The 19,713-nt window shown below is 56.2% G+C and carries 14 protein-coding genes and 1 pseudogene; 12 read left to right on the forward strand and 3 right to left on the reverse strand.

Annotated features, from left to right (window positions below):
- The first annotated feature begins 47 nt into the window (after positions 1 to 47).
- From AC3WQN_RS22835 to AC3WQN_RS22870, 8 genes and pseudogenes are all read left to right on the forward strand, one after another.
- Entirely contained in the window at positions 48 to 608 is a 561-nt protein-coding gene (locus AC3WQN_RS22835; protein ID WP_103401214.1) for an ankyrin repeat domain-containing protein, read from the forward strand.
- Between the two features lie 121 nt (positions 609 to 729).
- Positions 730 to 1,914 (forward strand): EAL domain-containing response regulator, encoded by a 1,185-nt coding sequence (locus tag AC3WQN_RS22840; protein WP_256587323.1) that lies wholly within the window; start codon positions 730 to 732, stop codon positions 1,912 to 1,914.
- Positions 1,915 to 2,051: 137 nt separating this feature from the next.
- Positions 2,052 to 2,678, forward strand: coding sequence for a response regulator transcription factor (locus AC3WQN_RS22845; protein WP_103401216.1), 627 nt, complete (start codon positions 2,052 to 2,054; stop codon positions 2,676 to 2,678).
- Positions 2,679 to 6,332 carry a transporter substrate-binding domain-containing protein gene (locus AC3WQN_RS22850; protein ID WP_371918522.1) on the forward strand — a complete coding sequence of 1,218 codons (3,654 nt, stop codon included), beginning with the start codon at positions 2,679 to 2,681 and terminating at the stop codon, positions 6,330 to 6,332. It begins immediately after the preceding gene.
- A 10-nt stretch (positions 6,333 to 6,342) separates the two neighbouring features.
- Positions 6,343 to 6,474, forward strand: a pseudogene (locus AC3WQN_RS22855) (IS66 family transposase); the annotation flags it as partial.
- Between the two features lie 709 nt (positions 6,475 to 7,183).
- Positions 7,184 to 11,680, forward strand: a complete 4,497-nt coding sequence (locus AC3WQN_RS22860; RefSeq protein WP_158248612.1) for a YadA-like family protein — start codon at positions 7,184 to 7,186, stop codon at positions 11,678 to 11,680.
- Positions 11,681 to 11,770: 90 nt separating this feature from the next.
- Positions 11,771 to 12,574, forward strand: a complete 804-nt coding sequence (locus AC3WQN_RS22865) for an OmpA family protein (protein WP_492606960.1) — start codon at positions 11,771 to 11,773, stop codon at positions 12,572 to 12,574.
- Between the two features lie 334 nt (positions 12,575 to 12,908).
- Positions 12,909 to 13,112, forward strand: coding sequence for a hypothetical protein (locus tag AC3WQN_RS22870; protein WP_095079531.1), 204 nt, complete (start codon positions 12,909 to 12,911; stop codon positions 13,110 to 13,112).
- A gap of 166 nt (positions 13,113 to 13,278) precedes the next feature.
- Here the strand turns inward: AC3WQN_RS22870 and AC3WQN_RS22875 are convergent, their stop codons facing one another.
- Positions 13,279 to 13,494, reverse strand: a complete 216-nt coding sequence (locus AC3WQN_RS22875; protein ID WP_103401218.1) for a hypothetical protein — start codon at positions 13,492 to 13,494, stop codon at positions 13,279 to 13,281.
- 354 nt (positions 13,495 to 13,848) lie between these two features.
- On the opposite strand from AC3WQN_RS22875, the gene AC3WQN_RS22880 reads away from it, so the two are divergent.
- The 3 genes from AC3WQN_RS22880 (at position 13,849) to AC3WQN_RS22890 (ending at position 15,932) form a co-directional block, all read left to right on the forward strand.
- Positions 13,849 to 14,220, forward strand: coding sequence for an excalibur calcium-binding domain-containing protein (locus AC3WQN_RS22880; RefSeq protein WP_256587322.1), 372 nt, complete (start codon positions 13,849 to 13,851; stop codon positions 14,218 to 14,220).
- Between the two features lie 395 nt (positions 14,221 to 14,615).
- Positions 14,616 to 15,191 (forward strand): hypothetical protein, encoded by a 576-nt coding sequence (locus AC3WQN_RS22885; RefSeq protein ID WP_103401219.1) that lies wholly within the window; start codon positions 14,616 to 14,618, stop codon positions 15,189 to 15,191.
- 102 nt (positions 15,192 to 15,293) lie between these two features.
- Positions 15,294 to 15,932 carry a glutathione S-transferase N-terminal domain-containing protein gene (locus AC3WQN_RS22890; RefSeq protein ID WP_103401220.1) on the forward strand — a complete coding sequence of 213 codons (639 nt, stop codon included), beginning with the start codon at positions 15,294 to 15,296 and terminating at the stop codon, positions 15,930 to 15,932.
- A 153-nt stretch (positions 15,933 to 16,085) separates the two neighbouring features.
- On the opposite strand, the gene pdxR is transcribed toward AC3WQN_RS22890, so the two are convergent.
- Positions 16,086 to 17,570 (reverse strand): MocR-like pyridoxine biosynthesis transcription factor PdxR, encoded by a 1,485-nt coding sequence (gene pdxR, locus AC3WQN_RS22895; protein WP_103401221.1) that lies wholly within the window; start codon positions 17,568 to 17,570, stop codon positions 16,086 to 16,088.
- A 189-nt stretch (positions 17,571 to 17,759) separates the two neighbouring features.
- On the opposite strand from pdxR, the gene AC3WQN_RS22900 reads away from it, so the two are divergent.
- Positions 17,760 to 18,953 carry a benzoate/H(+) symporter BenE family transporter gene (locus AC3WQN_RS22900; RefSeq protein WP_103401222.1) on the forward strand — a complete coding sequence of 398 codons (1,194 nt, stop codon included), beginning with the start codon at positions 17,760 to 17,762 and terminating at the stop codon, positions 18,951 to 18,953.
- A gap of 24 nt (positions 18,954 to 18,977) precedes the next feature.
- Here AC3WQN_RS22900 and csrA read toward each other — a convergent pair whose 3' ends face one another.
- Positions 18,978 to 19,172 (reverse strand): carbon storage regulator CsrA, encoded by a 195-nt coding sequence (gene csrA / locus AC3WQN_RS22905; RefSeq protein WP_103401223.1) that lies wholly within the window; start codon positions 19,170 to 19,172, stop codon positions 18,978 to 18,980.
- Between the last annotated feature and the right edge of the window lie 541 nt (positions 19,173 to 19,713).

Here is a 19,713-nt window from a genome sequence, read left to right on the forward strand (position 1 = left end):
CATGCCGTGGTTGGCATGGCGTCGTTCCGAGACCGAGGAATCACATTATGCGTATGTATGTTTCGCTGTTTTTAACCTGCTGGTCGCTGGGCGTTTATGCCGGGGCGGGTGTTGAACGGGTGGTGCCAACGTATCCGGCAGCCATGAAGGCACAGTTACAGGCTTACTATTTCGACGCCGCACGCCGGGGCGACGTCGAGATGCTCAACACCTTTATAGAGGCGGGTTACCCCCTCGATACTCAGGACGATAAGGGCTACACCGCGTTAATTCTGGCCGCTTATCATGGTCAGGCCCAAGCGGTCGAGCAATTGCTGGCGGCTGGTGCGGATGCCTGTGCTCAGGATAAAAGAGGTAATACCGCTCTGATGGGGAGCATCTTCAAGGGCGAGATGAAAATCGCCCGGCGCTTGCTTGCGACTGATTGCAGCCCGGATCAGCGCAACGGTGCCGGCCAGACCGCCGCCATGTACGCCGGGTTGTTTAAACGGGTGGAGTTGCTGGATGCTCTGGTGAGCAAAGGTGCTGACTTGAATGCCGAGGATCCACTGGGCAATAGCGCCGCGCGCTTGGTCGAGGGTGAAATCCGTACGGCCGTACCACACTGATTGCGCCGCAGTTGAGCTCTGGGAAATCCCCTACAGGATAGAGGGCTGTTTCCTACGGCTAGCGTCCTTCTTTTTAACCAGTATTCAGCGCTACTTAAAACCAGTAGAGCGATTGACCAAAATGAAATACCCGAGGGTTCTGGTGCTGGATGACTACGCGTTTACGCGCAGAATCCATGTGATGATGCTCCGGCGATTGGGCGTAACCGATATCCTTCAAGCGACGGACGTCAGGCAGGCACTGCGAGAGTTAGAGGCCTCAGGTGGCGTTGATATCGTGTTGTGTGACTTGGCTGGCAGAGACCTTGATCATCTGGAGTTTCTTCAACAGGCTGCGAGAGCGGGAATGGTCCGGGCCGTAGCGCTATGCGGCACTTTGCAGCCTACGGTGAGTCGTGCACTTGAGAGAACGGCGCTTTTAGTCGGCCTGGAGCTGCTCGGGGTAATGAGCCAACCCATGCAAATGCGTCCCTTGCATCGGATGATTCAGCAATACCGGCAACGCTGGGGGGAATCGAAGGTAGAGCCCGAGAAGTCGAAACAAGCACCTAGCGCCTATGATATCCGCAGGGGGTTGGTGCAAGGTGAGTTTCAGGCTTGGTATCAGCCCAAGCTCGCCTTGCGCGAGGACACCTTTACAGGTGTCGAGGCGCTGGTCCGTTGGGTGCATCCGACGCGGGGCTTGTTGTTGCCTCGTGATTTTCTGGCTGAGATGTCAGCGCACAACCTGATTGACGAAATGTTCGAGCAGGTTCTGGAGCAGGGCCTGACTTTTTTAAGCGACGTGCGCAGGCAAAACACGAATGTCGAGATCGCATTCAATCTGCATGCCTCGCAGCTGGCCTCGGACGATTTGGCTGATTACATACAGGGCGCCCTTAAGCGACATGAACTTCCAGGCTCGTTATTGATTTTCGAGGTGGCGGAAAGCGACCTGCTTGATCTGGATCCCAAGGCGCGGGACAACCTTTTACGCTTGCGTATGCTCGGTTGTGGTCTGGCAATTGACGATTTTGGGTTGGGGGCTACTTCACTGCAACTGCTCTGCCATCTCCCTTTCAGCCAGATAAAACTTGATAAGAAATTTGTAAATTCCCTCCATCAACCCTTCAGTAAAACCATGGTGACCAGCACGCTGGCGCTGGCTCAGTCGCTGAACATGAGCCTGGTCATCGAAGGCATAGGCAGCAAATGGGTTCGAGACTCATTGGTGCAAATGGGATGCGAAGAAGGGCAGGGTTTTTTTCTGGGACGTCCGATGTACGCCAAGGGGCTTCGGAACTGGCTGCGTGAAAGGCACCAGTAAATGATTTGTAACAAGCGCTAATGATAGCCATACACCTGCCGATCAGATAGAGGAAATAGAACTGTCTGTTGGCTTGGAGATGGGTGTTCAAATTGCCAGTTGCGCCGCAGTTATCTTGGGAGTCAACAGGGACTAGCATGTTAAAAGTAATCGTTGTAGATGATCATCCTTTTATACGTTCGTCAGTCAAAATGCTGCTGACGCATGAGGGTTTTGAAGTCGTCGCGGAAACCGATAATGGCGCCGATGCCGTTCAACTGGTCATTACGCATGAACCTGACTTGGTTGTGCTTGATATCACTATTCCGAAACTTGACGGTCTGGAAGTTATTCGCCGTATTCGAGCTTTGGGGGTCCGCACCAAAATCCTGGTGTTAACCTCCTTGGCTGCGAAATTTTATTCCATGAGGTGCATGAGTGCCGGTGCGGCTGGCTATATCTCAAAAACCGATAGTCTGGATGAGCTGGTCAGGGGCGCCAAAGTTATCATGTCTGGTTATAGCTATTTTCCAGACCTACAGGCCATTTCTGTTCGCCGCAGCGATGGACGCGCAACCGATGATGAGCTGATTGGTTCTCTCTCGAATAGAGAGCTGGCGATTCTTAAGCAATTGGCGAACGGGCTCAGTAATAAGGAAATTGGTGAAATTATGCTCTTGAGTAACAAGACCGTCAGTACTTACAAGGCACGGCTGATCGAGAAACTCAATGTGACGTCGGTTGTTTATCTGGCAGATTTCGCCAAACGCAATGATCTGCTCTAAATGATGAAGTCCCTTTCATTCTGTCTGTCGGTGGTCGTGCTTGTTATTGCGGCCAATTTCACCTCGCCAGTATTGGCAGAGCCAAGCACGCTGAGCTTGTTGAGCCGATCGAGCGTCAACGGTGCTTACTACGTAACGCTCGATGGGAGAGATTCGCGCTGGTTGCGCGCCAAGGGCGTATTGGTATTGGGTGCCTCCGCTCCTGATTACGCTGCGTTCGATATGACGAACAATAATGATCAGATGGAAGGGGTGACGGTTGACTATGCGCAGTTGGTTGCCGACCTTTTGGGGGTCAGAGTTGAAATTCGCCGGTATGACAATCGCGGCGAGGTTTTAGACGCGGTCAGAAAAGGAGAAGTGGATTTTGTCGGGACGGCCAATGAGTTCGAGACGCAGTCTCCGAACATAGTGCTCAGTCATCCCTATGCCAATGACAAACCCACATTGATCACGCGCAAGGGCGACAGCGGTGATTTACCGGTTGACCTGAAAGGCAAGACCATTGCCATGCTTTATCACTACATTTCTCCTGATACCGTACGTGCTTTTTACCCTAATGCTACCTTGCAAGTTTATCCCTCGATGCTGGGCGCCATTGGTGCTGTTGCGTTTGGGCAAGCGGATGTTTATCTCGGCGATTCTGTCAGCGCCAATTATCTGATCAATAATAACTTTATTAATAATGTCGAGTTGGCGGACTTCTCCCGCATGGAGGTTCGCGATTTCAGTTTTGCAATGAGTAACGCAAACCGAACCCTGATTCGTGTCGTCAATGCGGCCATCGACGCGATTCCAGTGAGTGCTCGCATGGAAATCATGAACCGTTGGGGGGCGGGCGGGGAGAGCATGCCAGGCAAACAACGCCTGAATTTTAGTGACAGTGAGCAGCGATGGCTGGATGAGCATCCGAGTGTACGGGTCAATGTAGTGGATGGTTATCCGCCTTTGTCATTCTTTAACAAAAATGGCGAGTTTGTAGGTATTGCCAATGATGTGTTGAGCAAAGTATCGCTTCGCACCGGGTTGAAGTTCGATATTCGGGTAATGCCGTCGGTTCCTGCGATGGTAGAGAATGTTGGCAACAATGATTCTGAATTCATAGCAACGCTCACGCCGAGTTCAGAGCGTCAGCGTGTGCTGCATTTCACACGACCTTACATGACTTCGCCCTATGTGCTGATAGCCAAAGCGAATGCCGACATCTCTTTTACGCTGGAAAAACTGGCGGGTAAGCGCTTGGCGCTGACTCGTAATAACGACATGCGCGAATGGCTGACGAGCAACGCTCCAAAAATCCAACTAGTGGATGCTGACGACTCAGAACACGCTATGCGTATGGTCGTACACGGGGGCGCTGACGCAATGGTGGGTCCGCTGATCGTCAGCAATTACACGGTCAATCATCGCTTTGACGGACAGTTGCGAGTCGTCAGCACCATCGGTAATGACCTCGCGCGCATGGCCTTCGCGACAAGTCGTGGGGCGTTGGAGCTCCATTCCATTCTCGACAAGGCACTGTTGAGCATCCCGCCCGAGGAAATGGATGAGGTCACGAATCGCTGGCGTAACGACGTGATGATCGAAGACAGCTATTGGACGCGTAACAGAACGCTCTTCATCCAGGCTATTTGTGGGGTTCTGGTGCTGTTGGTGCTGGCGCTGGTATGGGTTGCCTATATGAAGATGGCGTTGCGTAGGCGCGATGAGGCTGAGCGTGCACTCAACGAGCAACTGGAATTTATGCGGGTCTTGATTGATGGTACACCCCATCCGATTTATGTCCGGGACCGGAATGGGGTTTTGCTGATTTGCAACTCCAGTTACCTCAACGCCTTTGGGGTAGAGCGCGAGGCGGTGATTGGCAAGGCAACAGTGAAGTTGCTCTACCCCGAGGACGCGAGGAGTTACGAGGAGGAGTTTCAGCGGATCATCAGCATGGGTTCGCCTATGGTTCGAGACCGTGAAATAACGATGCAGGATGGCCGCAAACTGGAGATTTATCACTGGATGCTGCCGTATCGCGACAGTCATGGCGAAGTGGGCGGTGTGATTGCAGGATGGATTGACATCAGCGAGCGCCAGGCACTTGTTGGGCAATTGCGTGAGGCGAAGGCAGTTGCCGACGAGGCCAAGGAGCGTGCCGATGATGCCAATCGTGCTAAAAGTCTATTTTTGGCCACCATGAGCCATGAAATTCGCACGCCCATGAATGCAATCATCGGCATGCTTGAGCTTGCGATGAAAAAGGCTGATCAAGGCGTGACGGACCGGTTTGCGATTGAGGTAGCGTCTGGCGCTGCTCGTGGCCTGCTGGATCTGATCGGCGATATTCTGGACATTGCCCGAATCGAGTCCGGGCGTTTGTCTCTGTCGCCAGAGAGAGCCAACTTGCGTGAGCTTCTGGAGTCGGTATTGCGGGTGTTCGAAGGTGTCGCCCGGCAAAAACGTCTGAGCCTGATACTGGATCTGGACTTCCAAATGCAGAGTGATGTGCTCATTGACCCTCTACGCTTCAAACAGATTGTTTCCAACCTGCTGAGTAATGCGATCAAGTTCACCCAAGACGGCCAGGTGCGATTGAGCATGCAGGCATGCCCCGCCAAAAAATCGCAGTTCATGACCGTCGCCCTTGTCATTGAAGACACCGGTATTGGCATTTCGGATGAAGATCAGCAGAGCTTGTTCAGCCCGTTTACCCAAGCGAGTAATAACACCCAGTCTGGGCGTAGTGGTTCAGGGTTGGGGTTGGTGATCAGTCGGACGCTGTGCGAAATGATGGGCGGGCGTTTGCTCATGAGCAGCGTTTTCGGCAAGGGTACAAAGGTTGAAGTACACATGAGTTTGCCGACGCTGGAACCATTGGTTGAACTGCCCGGGATGATGCCGCTCGAAATTGCCCCACAGCACCATGTGCTGAATGTGTTGGTTATTGACGACTATCCCGCCAATCGTCTTCTGGTGTCTCAGCAACTAAGCCACCTCGGGCACCGGGTGAGTGATGCCGAAGACGGCGAGCGTGGTCTGCAAGCCTGGCGCAGTCAATGGTTCGATGTGGTGATCACTGACTGCAACATGCCGGTGATGAACGGCTATCAATTGGCTCAAGCCATTCGTGAAGAAGAGCGCACCAAAGGCCTCGCACCGTGTTTGATTCTGGGGTTTACCGCAAACGCCCAACAGGAAGAGCGGATCCGTTGCATCACGGCAGGCATGGACGATTGCCTGTTCAAGCCCATCGGGCTGGAGGAGTTGAAGGCATGCCTGGATGCCGTAGCGCCCGTGGTGCGTAGTGAGGTGAAGACTTCAGTGCAGAGCAGCAATAAGATTGACCTTACCAGCGTTGAGCAACTGACTCGGGGAGACAAAGCGTCGATCAAGAGCCTGATTGATGATCTGTCCACCGCGAACGAAGAAGATATGGCGCGGTTGATTAAGTTGTTTACCAAGAACGACCTGAATGCATTGTCTGACTTGGCTCATCGAGTGAAGGGTGGCGCGCGTATCATCAGGGCTCAGCGATTGATCCAATGCTGCGAACGTCTTGAAGCGGTCTGCAGTGGCCGCGACACCTCTCAATTGGCTGAGGCGGTGGATGAGTTGCAGCAGGAGATGGAGCAATTGGCTGACATGCTGAGCCTCTACATGGCTTAAACGAACCGGCGGGTCGCCTGACAAGCCGGTGATTCTGTTCAACTACTCAACCAACCATGCACAGGAGATACCTTCGCGCCTACTGGAAAGTTATCGCGGGTATCTGATGGCCGACGATTACCCCGGTTACAACGCCGTGGCTTTCGCTGAGTTCGTGTGGCTTTGCCATCAGGGCTTCCTGCCTCTGATGGCGGCAATTTTACATGCTCATACATTTCAAGGGATTTTGTACAGAACTGTACGGACCGGACACATGATTTACACATGTGCGGAGACGTGGTTTACACATTATGAGCCATAGTCAGGCTGATTGACGTCGATGGTTCGCAGCAGGTGGTAGCGAGCTGATGATTGCCGATCAATCATGTTGCTGGATACTGGATGTCGTTTTCTACCGGTTCTTCGTTTGAAAAACTCTCTTGAATAGCGTGTGATTGTTTGTGTCGCTCATGGTACGTCCTTGTTTTAACCACTTATAAAGCTTTCGGTGATGTCGCTTGGGCAGGCATGAATGGTTAAGCGAGCCTGAGTACTAAGCCAGTGATCGTTGTAAGCCAAGCCTTCGTTAAAGTTGTCAACTCCTGTGTGGCGTTAACTCAAACGAAAACTTAACGTTGACGTCCGAATATTTTGCAAAATGGAGCGCTTGGAATGTAGGGCGAAAGCCAATTGGTTGTAGGAAATTTCCTACAGAGAGGGCGTAGGTCAGCAGTGTGTCGAAATGTGCTTGCGAGGAAAGAGCGCTGGGAATTTTCCTACATTAAATACAAATGAACCTATCTACAGTCGCCGCACGGCCTCGGGTAGTTCATCTGTGGGCCCTAGCCCCCCTCAGCAGGAAATGTAGTGTAATGAACAAAATATTCAGGTTGGTTTGGAATGCGGCGCTCAATACTTGGGGTGTTGCTTCCGAGCTTGCAACTGCCAAAACCAAATCCAATAGTTTAGGCGCCCCCCGCGACGCGACCGCTGCCGCCGCGTTGGGCGTGGGGCTGTTTATAGGGAGCGTTGCGACTGGCGGCCGCAAAAAGATGAACTCGGTAACTAAGCTCGCCGCTGCGGCATTCTTGTTTGGAGCCGGTTCCATAAACGTTGCTTATGCGGGCAATACCTGTTTGGTAAATGGAGTGTGGGTGACCGCGCCCTTGGCTTCTGGGGACAAGGCTCTCGCATGCGGCGATGGAGCAAGCGCATCGCAGGTCAATGACTTGGCGCTCGGTACTACTGCGAACGCTAATGGCGCTATCGATGCTGATGGGCACATAGGCGGCGCGATAGCCATCGGTTACAACTCTTCGGCACTATTGTATAACGCCATCGCACTCGGTAATGGCTCGACTGCCTACGGGTCGCAAAGTATGGCGCTTGGTCAAGGCGCAGTTTCGGGAGTCAGTGGTGACACAAGTATCGTGAAGTCTTTGGCCTTGGGTTTCTCGGCTGTTGCTTCCAAAAGTTATACCGTCTCCATTGGTTCAGGTACCAAGGCCACCGGCTACAGTGCTGTTGGTATCGGTAATGCTCCGGTTGCTTCGGGTGAGAACGCGGTCGCATTAGGTACTTGGACCACCGCATCGGCCTACAACAGCACGGGTATCGGTAATCTGGCGATAGCGAGCGATTCGGGTGCCACGGCGATAGGAGACAGGGCAAAAGCTTCCGGAGTGAGCGCCATCGCGTTGGGCACTGCTACTCGTGCCGAGGGTACGACCAGCATCAGCATCGGCGCCCAGAACGTGGTGACAGGCAGTAACTCCGGAGCCATCGGTACCGGACGCACCTTCAATTTTGACGGAGTGTCCGGCAACAATAGCTACAGTCTGGGTAACGGCAACACGATCTCGAATGACAACACATTTGTGGTTGGCAATAACGTCACGACCACGCAGGGCAACAGTGTGGTGCTAGGCAACAACAGCACCGACAGAGCAATGGTGGCTACGCCCACGGGCGTCATCAATGGCACTACCTACAATTACGCAGGCGGGTCGCCGTCAGGCGTAGTGAGCGTGGGCTCTGTCAACGGCGAGCGCCAGATCATCAACGTAGCGGCTGGTCAGGTCAGTACCACCAGTACCGACGCCATCAATGGCAGCCAGCTATACGCGACCAATCAGGCAATCTCTGCGGTCGACGCAGATGCGGTCAAGTACGACGACAGTACCCACAACACCATTACCCTGGGTGGCAGTACCTACGACAACAGCACTCACGTCGGTGGCACCAGCATCACCAACGTGGCGGATGGCAAGGCTCCAAGTGATGCGGTGAACTACTCTCAGTTGACCGAAACCAACAACAGCATCACCAGCCTGGGCGATAACGTTAATAACATCTACAACCAGGGCACCAAGTACTTCCACGCCAACTCTACGGGTACGGACTCGTCTGCGACCGGTACCGATGCGATTGCGATAGGTATGGGCGCAGTGGCGAATGAGAACCGCAGCGTCGCCCTGGGTGACGGCGCGAAAACTCAGGTAATCGCGGGCACCAGCGGTACAACCATCGGTGGTAATGACTACACCTTTGCTGGCCAGGCGCCGGTGGGTACGGTAAGCGTGGGCGATGTAGGCGCCGAGCGTACCGTCACTAACGTGGCTGCAGGCCGTTTAAGCGACACCAGCACCGATGCGGTGAACGGTTCACAACTGAACGCCACCAACAAACAGGTAACCCTCAACACCACAGACATCACCACCAACACCAAGAACATCAATGGATTGATGGACGATGCACTGCAGTGGGATCCAGCGGCTGACGGCGGCAACGGTGCCTACAACGCTAGCCACGGTGGTACTGGCCCGAACAAGATCACTAACGTAGCCGCGGGTGACCTGTCTGCTTCGAGCACTGACGCGGTGAACGGTTCGCAGTTGTTCTCCACCAACAACACGATCACCAACCTGGGTAACGCGCTGACCAACATCTACGAGACCGGCACCAAGTATTTCCACGCCAACTCCACCGGCACCGATTCGGTTGCTTCGGGTCAGGATTCAGTGGCCATCGGCATGGGCGCAGTCTCAAGCGCTGACGGTAGCGTGGCATTGGGCGCAGGCTCGGTTGCGGACGGCAGCACCCTGGATCACCAGGCTTATTCGGTCGGCGGCACCGCAACAGGCGAAGTCAACATCGGTGATCGTCGTATCACAGGCCTGTCGGCCGGTGCAGACGATGCGGATGCGGTTAACGTCGAGCAATTGAAAGCAGTTGCTGCAGGCGCCGCTGCCTCTGTGGCCGATGTCGTCAAGTACGACGACAGTACCCACAACACCATTACCCTGGGTGGCAGTACCTACGACAACAGTACCCACACTGGTGGCACCAAAATCACCAACGTGGCGGAGGGTGTAGATGACAGCGACGCGGTGAACATGTCGCAGCTCAATACCACCAACAACAATGTCACCACCCTGGGAAGCGCGCTGACCAACATCTACGAGACCGGCACCAAGTATTTCCACGCCAACTCCACCGGCGCTGATTCGGTTGCTTCGGGTCAGGATTCGGTAGCGATCGGCATGGGCGCAGTCTCAAGCGCTGACGGTAGCGTGGCATTGGGCGCAGGCTCGGTTGCAGACGGCAGCACCCTGGATCACCAGGCTTATTCGGTCGGCGGCACCGCAACAGGCGAAGTCAACATCGGTGATCGTCGTATCACTGGCCTGTCGGCCGGTGCAGACGATGCGGATGCGGTTAACGTCGAGCAATTGAAAGCAGTTGCTGCAGGCGCCGCTGCCTCTGTGGCCGATGTCGTCAAGTACGACGACAGTACCCACAACACCATTACCCTGGGTGGCAGTACCTACGACAACAGTACCCACACCGGTGGCACCAAAATCACCAACGTGGCGGAGGGTGTAGATGACAGCGACGCGGTGAACATGTCGCAGCTCAATCAAACCAATACCCAGGTGACCAACAACACCACCAACATCAATAAGCTCACCAACGACGCGCTGCAGTGGGATTCCAGCCTGGGTGCCTTCAGTGCGAGCCATGGCGGTACCACGGTCAACAAGATCACCAACGTCGGTGCGGGGGATCTGAGCGCTAATTCCACGGATGCGGTCAATGGTTCGCAGGTGTATGCCTTGGGTCAGCAAGTCACCGGCATCGATAATCGGGTGACCAATATCGAAGGCAACATCAACAGCATCACGAACGGTGGCGGCATCAAGTATTTCCGCGCCAATTCGTCAGGTGCTGACTCAACGGCCAGTGGCGCCGAGTCGATTGCCATGGGGCCGAATGCTGTCGCGTCGGGTGATGGCTCGGTGGCTTCGGGTAATGGTGCGAATGCGTCGGGTAATGGTTCTGTTGCCATGGGCAATGGTGCGGCGTCTTCGGCTGACGGCAGTGTTGCATTGGGCGCAGGTGCCAGTGATGGCGGCCGCGGTGCTGAAACCTACACCGGCAAGTACTCCAGTGCCAGTAACTCGACATCTGGAACGGTATCCATTGGCAATGCGGCAACGGGCGAAAGCCGCAGCCTCAGCAATGTCGCGGACGGCAAGCAAGCCACCGATGCGGTCAACCTGCGTCAGCTGGATGGCGCTGTGGCCGAGTCGAAGAAATACACGGATGACTCCATCAGCACGATCAACACCTCCGTTGCGAATCAGGAAGCGCGGGTTACCAACGTCGATAACCGTGTAACCCAGGCGGTGACCAATGTCACTAACCTGCAAAACGGCACCGACGGCATGTTCCAAGTCAACAACACCAGCAAGCTGGCGAAACCGTCAGCGACAGGCGACGACTCGATGGCCGGCGGCGCGGGCGCCAAAGCTTCCGGCAAGAACAGCTCGGCCGTCGGCAGCAAAGCGATCGCGGCGGGTAACAACTCGACGGCCATGGGCAATGGTTCCAACGCCAAGGCGGACAATTCGGTGGCACTGGGTGCCAACTCGGTTGCTGATCGTGGCAACAGTGTTTCGGTAGGCGCAGCAGGCCATGAGCGGCAGATCACCAATGTAGCGGCCGGTACGGCTCCGACGGACGCAGTCAACGTTGGCCAATTGAACAGCGGTCTGTCGGACGTGACCAACAAAGCCAATGCCTACACCAATTCGGTCTACAACTCGTTGCACAAAGATATCAAAGAGTTGGATGACGACTTGAGTGCAGGTGTCGCCGGTGCAATGGCCATGGCCGCGCTGCCTCAACCCTATACCGCGGGTGCAAGTATGACCTCCGGCTCCATGGGCACCTATCGCGGTCAATCGGCGATGGCGTTGGGCGTGTCGCGGATCTCCGATAACGGCCGGTGGGTCACCAAGCTGCAAGCCACTACCAACACCCAGCGCGACTTCGGCGCATCGGTTGGCGTGGGCTATCAGTGGTAATCCTTTCACTTTGATCCAGAGCCTGGCGTAAGCCGGGCTTCTCTCTCTTTTTATCGTTTTGAGAATTTTATGCAAAAGCTCAATAAATTTATGCTGAGCCTGCTTCTGTGCGGTTTTGTGGCCGCGACGTTGACAGCTTGTGGTACCAACCCAAGTCATGTTGATAGCAATGGCAAGTCCAGCGCCCCGGTGTTCCCGGTGCTGAAGGATGCCAGCCGTACCGAAGGCAGTTATGTGAACGTGGAGAATTTGCGCAAGGTCGTGCCGGGCCTGACCAAGCCGCAGCTCTATGAATTGATTGGTTTGCCGCACTTCTCCGAAGCCATGTTCAACGTTCGCGAGTGGGACTACATTTTCAAATTTCCACAGCCAGGCACCACCGAGCCGATGGTCTGCCAGTACAAGGTGATGTTCGACGACCATAAAGTCGCGCAGTCGTATCTGTTCTTGCCGCAATCCTGCGCCCAGGTGCTCAACATCAACGCCGAGGAGGGCGCTACCGCTCCTGTCGTGCAAAAGCGTCAGTTCACCAACGTTACGTTGCAAAGTGACACCGCGTTTGATTTCGGTCGCGACACGTTGAAGCCTGAGGCGCGCAGCAGCCTTGAACGCTTTACCCGCCAATTGGAAAGCAAGACCGTTGATAAAGTCGAAGTGATCGGGCACACCGACCGAATCGGCACCCCGCAAGCAAACCTGGTTCTGTCGCAACAACGTGCGCGCGCCGTTAGCGACTTCCTGATTGCTCAGGGTGTGCAGCCCCGCGTCATCCGGGCTCAGGGCGTCGGCGCCGAATACCCGATCATGGCTTGCGAAGAGGCAATGTCTCAGCCTGCCCTGATTCAATGCCTGTCTCCGAACCGTCGCGTTGAACTTCGCGTCACCGCATTCTGAAACGCTGTTGCAATGAAGAAGGCCCTTATGGGGCCTTCGTCGTTTCTGTCGTTTGAAAAGGTCATGCAGTAGCGGGTATGCAGGATTTGAAGGTGATGGCTGTGGTTAGTCGACGAGTGTTGCATTGGCCGCTGCCAAACGTTCGGCCTCCCGCTCAGCGAGAGGGGCTATTGATGACGTTAAGTTTTTCTCGGCCTGAGCTGACGCCGCCCTCCGTGACCGGATGTAACTGTGGGGGGTGGTGGTTCACTCGGGTTGGTCTACGCTTTTGGCTAAACCTCAATACTGGTTTCGGCAAACTCATTGGCTCAGGCCGCTGTTAGAAAGGACTCATATGAAACCCACTATCATTACCCTGGGCCTGCTCGCTGTCTTGGCCGGCTGCACAACCGCAGGCCCCTATGTCACCAACATCTCGAGTGATGGGCGTAACGGCCTGAACATTGAAAAGTGCGCCGTGAAGATGAACGCTTTCATGGGGACTGTCAGCACCACCGAATGCACGAGCCAGAATGTGCAGCTCAGCCGAAGTAACTGATCGCGTCAATGTCGCTGATGCTGTGGAGTGCTCGTCATCCAGACCTCTCTTCGGCGCGGCCAGATGTTCATTCCGAAAGGCCCGCGCCATGCTTTCACGTATCTACACGTTGTGATGCAGTTTCGTCAGTTTCATGATGCCTCCTACAACCCCCAGCCGTGCCAGATCAGCCAGCCTTTGCTCCATCGGTCGCCAGTGCGAAAACAAACAACCCTAGAATGATCAGGAGCAGAGTTGCAGCAATGTTGGACACGATCTTGATCGTTCTCCGATGTCGATGCATCCAATGGCCTTCGGGTTTATAAGGCGCAAGTCGGTCAAGCGCGTTTACCAAGTCGGCAAACTTGGTAATCATCTCGATCACGAATTCGAGGACATTCATTTGGGCGACATCCTGCGGAGTTCTACGTATGCCATGCCCACAGCCACGCCAGCTTGGTTTTAGGGCTTTGCGTATTCCAGACCGGCAGAACCATTGCGTGGCTCGTCACCCGATCGGGGCTGCACACTGAGTGTATTCAGCGTAGACCAGTCCCCGGATGCTTAATGACGAAGGTTATCGGGAGCAAGTCGATCCTCCTCCGCTGTCGAAGATGCAGGATTACGATAAGTAGAACGTTTCTTTCCTCCGGATGGAGTTTCATTCGTCAGTGCGGGTGAAGCATGGCTATAACAGTATTTGTAATAGCGGGCCTTTTTTTAATTTCCTTGGGTGTGGTCACTATCTGGATCCGCAATGACCCACCTGGAAGAGATTGAGCTGGGAAGCGGGCCGCGTAAGTATGCAAACAGTCCCTCATCACGGATGAATCAAATGAAACTGATTTTGTTAGTGCTGGTCGTGGGTGTGTTGGCCTGGAAGTTCTCCCCTGAAGTACAGTCATGGACGCAGGCCAGGCTATCCAGTCAACAGGCCGCCTCCCAGGCGATGACTGCGCCAAAGCTCATTTCGATTTCGGTTTCGGTTCCCGTCAAATGTGATGGCCGCAAGCGCTGTTCACAGATGACCTCTTGTGCGGAGGCCATGAGCTTTTTGCAGAACTGCCCGGGAATGGAAATGGACGGAGACGACGATGGGGTGCCCTGTGAATCGCAGTGGTGTCGATGAGCGTCCATTAACAGGCTGGTAGTGGTTTGATTTTTTTACAGACGAGACACACTCGTCAAACGGGCTAGTGGCAAATTGCGATCCTCGCTGGCTGCCGCCCAATCAGCTCGTCCCTGACGCAGTTGGCGAGGGGAGCTCTCCTTCCAGCTGGTCACCTAGAACGGCAGACCAGCGCAATCCAAACATTGTCACGCGATAGAAGACCCGGACTTGATCTGACGGTCATCGGGATGCCGTGTGTGGCTGCCTGGTCAAGCTTGAGCTTTTTCAGCATGAAGTCTCGACAGTACGATTCGTTTTGAAATTTGCGGGTACAAATGTAAATATGTATCATTAAGTTTCATAATCAAGGGTCGCAAGGAGAGCATTGCCCACATAACAATAAGGTCAAGGCAATGCTGAAAATGCTACTCGTATACGGTCACCTGCTCGCCACGTGCATAGCCCTGGGTCGGGTATTGCAGGCCGATCACAAGCTTTGGAGCTGGCGCAAGGAAGCGCTGGATCTCATGCAGCGTCAGTACATCGAAGACACCCAGAAGATTGTCACCCTGGCACTGTGGGCGCTTTGGGGAAGTGGTCTGCTGCTGGTGCTCCAGGGCTATGTCGCTGAAGGCGATGCGTATCTGCTCAATCAGAAGCTCTGGGCCAAAGTGACCGTTGTCGCGCTGCTTACCCTGAACGGCGCACTGCTGCATCGGATCGGTTTCCCGCTCCTGCAAAAGGGTGCGTTTGTCTTGTTGCACGCCTCCGGGCGCACTCGGCTTGCGATCTTGGGCGCGCTGTCCATGAGCAGTTGGTTATTCGCCTCTTTCCTGGGCGTGGCTCGAGCCTGGAATCACGCTCTGCCTTACTTGCATGTGATGGGCGCTTTCGCGGCGCTTGCGTTGCTTGCGTGTGCGGTGTCACTGACAGTCGCCAGCGCGGCGGGCACCATGGGCGATAGGTGGTCGCGTACAGGCAGTGAGTGACGCGGGGGGCTAGAGAGTCCGCGGCGATTCGGTCGCGGACAATCGACGCTTTTTCCTGACGCGTTTAATATCCGGTCTTCAGCCCCCGATGGGTCACAGTCCATGTACAGGCTTTTTGGAGCGACAGGCTCCGGTTCCGCTGTCATCGAGATGGCGCTCGAACGCTGCAATGTACCGTACAGCCTGGTGCAGGCGTGTTCGTGGGAGCCGGGCGTCGCTCGCGAAGCGCTCAAGCGTGTCAATCCGCTGATGCAGGTGCCCACCCTGGTGTTGCCTGATGGAAGTGTGATCACCGAAAGCGTTGCCATACTGATCCATCTGGGGCTCGGGTTTCCGGCCTCCGGTCTGCTGCCTCAGAACGACGTACTCAAGGCACAAGCACTCCGGGGACTGGTTTACATCGCAACCAATTGCTATGTACCGATCGGCATCATCGACTACCCGGAGCGTTGGCTGAGCGAGCGTGACGAGCGATCGATGCAGTGTCTTCGGGAGGGCGCTCGGTCACAGCTGTACAAAAACTGGGATACGTTCAGCGACCAGTTCAGTGGCAAAGCCGTCTGGTGTCGTGATGACCCTGGAGCCCTTGAGATGCTGGCCGCGGTCGTCAGTCGATGGGCGCAAGCTCGCGAGTATTTGAAGATATCGCGACCCGGTTTTCATGCATCCCTGGAGTGCATCGACCTTCATCCGCATGTGCGTTCTGTCCTTGAGCGCCATTGGCCGATCGATCCATCCTGACCAATCGCGGTCGACAGGTGTCAGCCCAAGGGCTGTTCACCTTGTGTTGAATACGGTTTCCGCTCCTGCACAGTGAATCCCGATGCTTCACTGAGACTTCCACTGCCGTGTCGCCAAACAGCCTAAGTCAACGGCTCTGTCTCCTGGCGGATATCACGTGCGCATTTGCTCTTCAATCAGCGCGCACAGTGTCTGGACGGCTCCGCGCATGGACGTTGCCGGTGTGTTGCCAAAGCCCATCAACAGGCCATGGCGGACTTTGGTGTGGGGCGCCACGAACAATCCCGACAATGGGCCGGCACCAATCTCTCGTGCCCGGGCGGCGGCGGTCAGTGCCTGATCGTCACAACCCGGCGGCAGGTCGGCGAGAAGATGCAGCCCGGTGGCGGCTGTCGAGACCGAAAGCAGTCCGTCGGCTTCGCTCGCGATGGCTGACAGCAGGGCCGCACGGCGTTCTGTGTAGAGCGACTTGGCGCGGCGGATATGGGGGCCTAAATGACCATTGCCGATAAAGTCGGCAGCGGTGGCTTGCACTGACTTCGGTACGCGGTGGCCACTGCCGTTGCGTACGCGTTGCAACACATCCACCAGATGATCGGGCGCGACCAGGAAACCCAGGCGTAGGCCGGGCATGAGCAACTTGCTAAGCGTACCGACGTAGACGACTCGACCATTGTCGCCATCCAGCGCCTTGAGCGCCGTGGTGGGGGCACATTCATAACGAAATTCACTGTCGTAATCATCTTCGAGGATCACGGCATTCGCCTCGTCAGCCCATTGCAGAAGGGCCATGCGCCTGGCCAGGCTCATGGTGACACCGGTCGGGTATTGGTGTGAGGGTGATACCAGTGCCAGCCTGGCGTCGGGTGCGAGTCGGCGCCCGGCCTGCACTTCCAGGCCTTCGGCATCGACCGGCACGCCAACGGTGTTCAGTCCGGCCAATACCAGGCTGCGGTAAGTGGCATCGTATCCCGGGCTTTCGACCCAGGCGCGATCACCTCTGTCCGTGAGTGCGAGCGCGGCAATCAGGACGGCTGCTTGAGCACCGGGGGCGACGATGATGTTGTCGGGATGACAGGTGATGCCGCGGGCGACGCCCAGGTATTCTGCCAGGGCTTCGCGCAAGGACAGCAGGCCCTGGGGATCGCCATAGGAGGCGGCGCAGGCCAGCCGTCCCCGCCAGAACCGCCCTTCAAGCCTGCCCCAAAGCGCATAGGGGAAGGCATCCAGTGCAGGGAGGCCAGGCGTCAGCGGCCAGGCGGGATGGGCCAGTGACATGGAGTCGAGCCCTACCAGCTGGCGCGAGCGCAGGGAGCCAGCCAGAACCGGTCGTGCAGGCGTGGAGGGCGCTGGGGGCCTGATCCCGATCCGGCTGGCCACGTAGGTCCCGGCCCCTTGGCGCGCTTCGAAGAACCCCTCGGCCAGCAGTTGTTCATAAACGCCGGTCACGGTCATCCGCGAAACTCCCAGCTCCTGTGCCAGCGTGCGGGATGCGGGCAGCCGAATGCCGGGCTTGAGGGTGTTATGGGTCACGCCTTTGCGAAAGAAACGCACCAGTTGTTCGCGCAGGGACAGCGGGCTGTCAGGGGAGGGGAGAAAGGCGTTCCAGACCGGGTAAGCCGTGGCGCGTTTTTTCATAAGAGCAGGACATCCGTATCCGCTGAAACAAGTGGTCTAAGTTAACTGTGGAAAGTGGATATTTCAACCAGTCCATTTTGCGCCAATACTGGCTTCATTGTTAACCGCGCAGGTTCTGGACCGGGCGTCTGGCGCAGATCCTGATCGGATCCCAGCCCGAGCATGCGCACTCAGGAAGGTACTTCACGGATGAAAAGCACGGCGACGGTCATACCCCTCAAATCAACCGATCTGTTCCATCCGGTGGTGGCGGCGCTGGTGTCCGTCATCGTCAACTACGGCGGCACTTTCATTCTCGTGTTTCAGGGGGCAAAGGCGGCCGGGCTGAGTCCCGAACAAACCGCTTCGTGGATCTGGTCGGTGTCCGTAGGGGTTGGCCTGACGGGGGCCTGGTTGAGCTACCGCTACCGGGAACCGATCATCACTGCCTGGTCGACGCCGGGCGCGGCTTTCCTGATCACGGTACTGCCCAATACGCCTTACGCCGAAGTCATTGGCGCTTATGTGTTGTCAGCCATCGGCTTCGTGATCCTGGGGATGTCGGGCTATTTCGAGCGCGTGGTGAAGATGATCCCGCCGGGGATTGCGGCCGGCCTGCTGGCAGGCATCCTGTTGCGATTCGGCATGGGAGCGTTCGGTGGCGCGAGTGTTGATCCGCTGCTGGTCGGGGTACTGATTTTCAGCTATGCACTTATCCGCCGGTTCACTGCCCGCTACAGTATTGTGGGCGTCCTGGTGATCGGTGTTGCGCTGTTACTCGGCCTGGGACAGGTCAGTTTCGACAGTGTCGAGCTCAGCCTGGCCACGCCGGTCTGGACGACACCCGAGTTCTCACTCAATGGGCTGCTCAGCGTCGCCTTGCCCTTGTTTGTGATCACCCTGACCGGGCAGTACATGCCCGGCATGCTGGTCCTGCGCAATGACGGTTTCACAACCAGCGCCAATCCGATTATCACCGTGACGGGGCTGGGCTCGCTGCTGATGGCACCCTTCGGTTCCCATGCGTTCAATGTGGCGGCGATCACCGCCGCCATTTGCACGGGACCTGAGTCCCACGAAGAGCCCGGCAAGCGCTACATCGCCGGACTCGCCTGTGGCGTGTTCTATGTGCTCGTCGGCGTGTTCGGTACCACCTTGGCCACCTTGTTCGTGGTGCTGCCCGCCACATTCATCACCACCCTGGCCGGCCTGGCCTTGCTGGGCGCGATTGGCGGCAGCCTGGCGACCGCCGTGACGGATGTACGAGGGCGGGAAACCGCGCTGGTTACCTTCCTGGCCACGTCGGCCAACGTCACGCTGCTGGGCCTTGGCGGAGCGTTCTGGGGGTTGCTGGTGGGGTTGATCATGCATGGCGTGATTCACGCCAGGATTCGAAATCGCTGAGCGGGCTGCCATGATGCGGGTTGATCAGTTGTCCGGTGTGGCAGTCGCTTTGCGTTTCTGGTCGCGCAAATAGACTTCTTCCCGATGTACTTTTACGTCCTTTGGCGCATCGATTCCGATCCTGGCACCCGTGCGCATATTGCTCGGGCTCAACACGGTGATCTTGATGTCGTCGCCGATAATGATGGACTCACCGATTCGCCTGGTTAGCAGTAACATCCTGTAGCTCCGGAGTGATGGAATATCCTCGCATACTGGTGCTCAGGCGCGTGCAGACGCGAATCAATAATTCTCAATTGTCGATGATCGGGGTGCAGCCCATGGCAAATGCGCCAGGCTGGCCGGTAATGGGGGGCGTCGGGATGGGGGGAGCGGGCAGAAAAAGAACCGCGTTCCCAAGCGGGAACGCGGAACAAAAGGAGTTTCACTTGGGGTGAGAGGGTCGGCACCACCGCAGGCAAGCGTCGATTGCTACCTGCCGAGTCAACCCATGTGCAAGCGCCGTGAAGTGCTTGCAGCCAACCCCTCTCGACGCCCATTTAGAACTCGCTCGGACGTTCTGCATAGTTAATAAGTATCAAAAATATGGATTTGCCGGCCGGCAGGGCGCCTTGATGTGCCGGCTCATCCCGGCACTTTCGCCGGGGCAGCAAAAAGCCCGCGCAGGGCGCAATGCTGTTCAGTTAAGGATAGGGTTGCTCAATACATCCCCCGTGGCGAGCGAGCTTGCTCGCGCTGGGCTGCAGAGCAGCCCCAAAAA

This window comes from Pseudomonas sp. FW300-N1A1 (assembly GCF_058789115.1).

Excerpts from the sequence above, each read along its gene's own strand:
- AC3WQN_RS22835 (WP_103401214.1), top strand. The coding sequence starts at position 48 with ATGCGTATGTATGTTTCGCTGTTTTTAACCTGCTGGTCGCTGGGCGTT.
- AC3WQN_RS22840 (WP_256587323.1), top strand. The coding sequence starts at position 730 with ATGAAATACCCGAGGGTTCTGGTGCTGGATGACTACGCGTTTACGCGC.
- AC3WQN_RS22850 (WP_371918522.1), top strand. The coding sequence starts at position 2,679 with ATGATGAAGTCCCTTTCATTCTGTCTGTCGGTGGTCGTGCTTGTTATT.
- AC3WQN_RS22860 (WP_158248612.1), top strand. The coding sequence starts at position 7,184 with ATGAACAAAATATTCAGGTTGGTTTGGAATGCGGCGCTCAATACTTGG.
- AC3WQN_RS22900 (WP_103401222.1), top strand. The coding sequence starts at position 17,760 with ATGAAAAGCACGGCGACGGTCATACCCCTCAAATCAACCGATCTGTTC.
- AC3WQN_RS22870 (WP_095079531.1), top strand. The coding sequence starts at position 12,909 with ATGAAACCCACTATCATTACCCTGGGCCTGCTCGCTGTCTTGGCCGGC.
- AC3WQN_RS22865 (WP_492606960.1), top strand. The coding sequence starts at position 11,771 with ATGCTGAGCCTGCTTCTGTGCGGTTTTGTGGCCGCGACGTTGACAGCT.
- pdxR (WP_103401221.1), bottom strand. The coding sequence starts at position 17,570 with ATGAAAAAACGCGCCACGGCTTACCCGGTCTGGAACGCCTTTCTCCCC.
- csrA (WP_103401223.1), bottom strand. The coding sequence starts at position 19,172 with ATGTTACTGCTAACCAGGCGAATCGGTGAGTCCATCATTATCGGCGAC.
- AC3WQN_RS22890 (WP_103401220.1), top strand. The coding sequence starts at position 15,294 with ATGTACAGGCTTTTTGGAGCGACAGGCTCCGGTTCCGCTGTCATCGAG.
- AC3WQN_RS22845 (WP_103401216.1), top strand. The coding sequence starts at position 2,052 with ATGTTAAAAGTAATCGTTGTAGATGATCATCCTTTTATACGTTCGTCA.
- AC3WQN_RS22885 (WP_103401219.1), top strand. The coding sequence starts at position 14,616 with ATGCTGAAAATGCTACTCGTATACGGTCACCTGCTCGCCACGTGCATA.
- AC3WQN_RS22875 (WP_103401218.1), bottom strand. The coding sequence starts at position 13,494 with ATGAATGTCCTCGAATTCGTGATCGAGATGATTACCAAGTTTGCCGAC.
- AC3WQN_RS22880 (WP_256587322.1), top strand. The coding sequence starts at position 13,849 with ATGACCCACCTGGAAGAGATTGAGCTGGGAAGCGGGCCGCGTAAGTAT.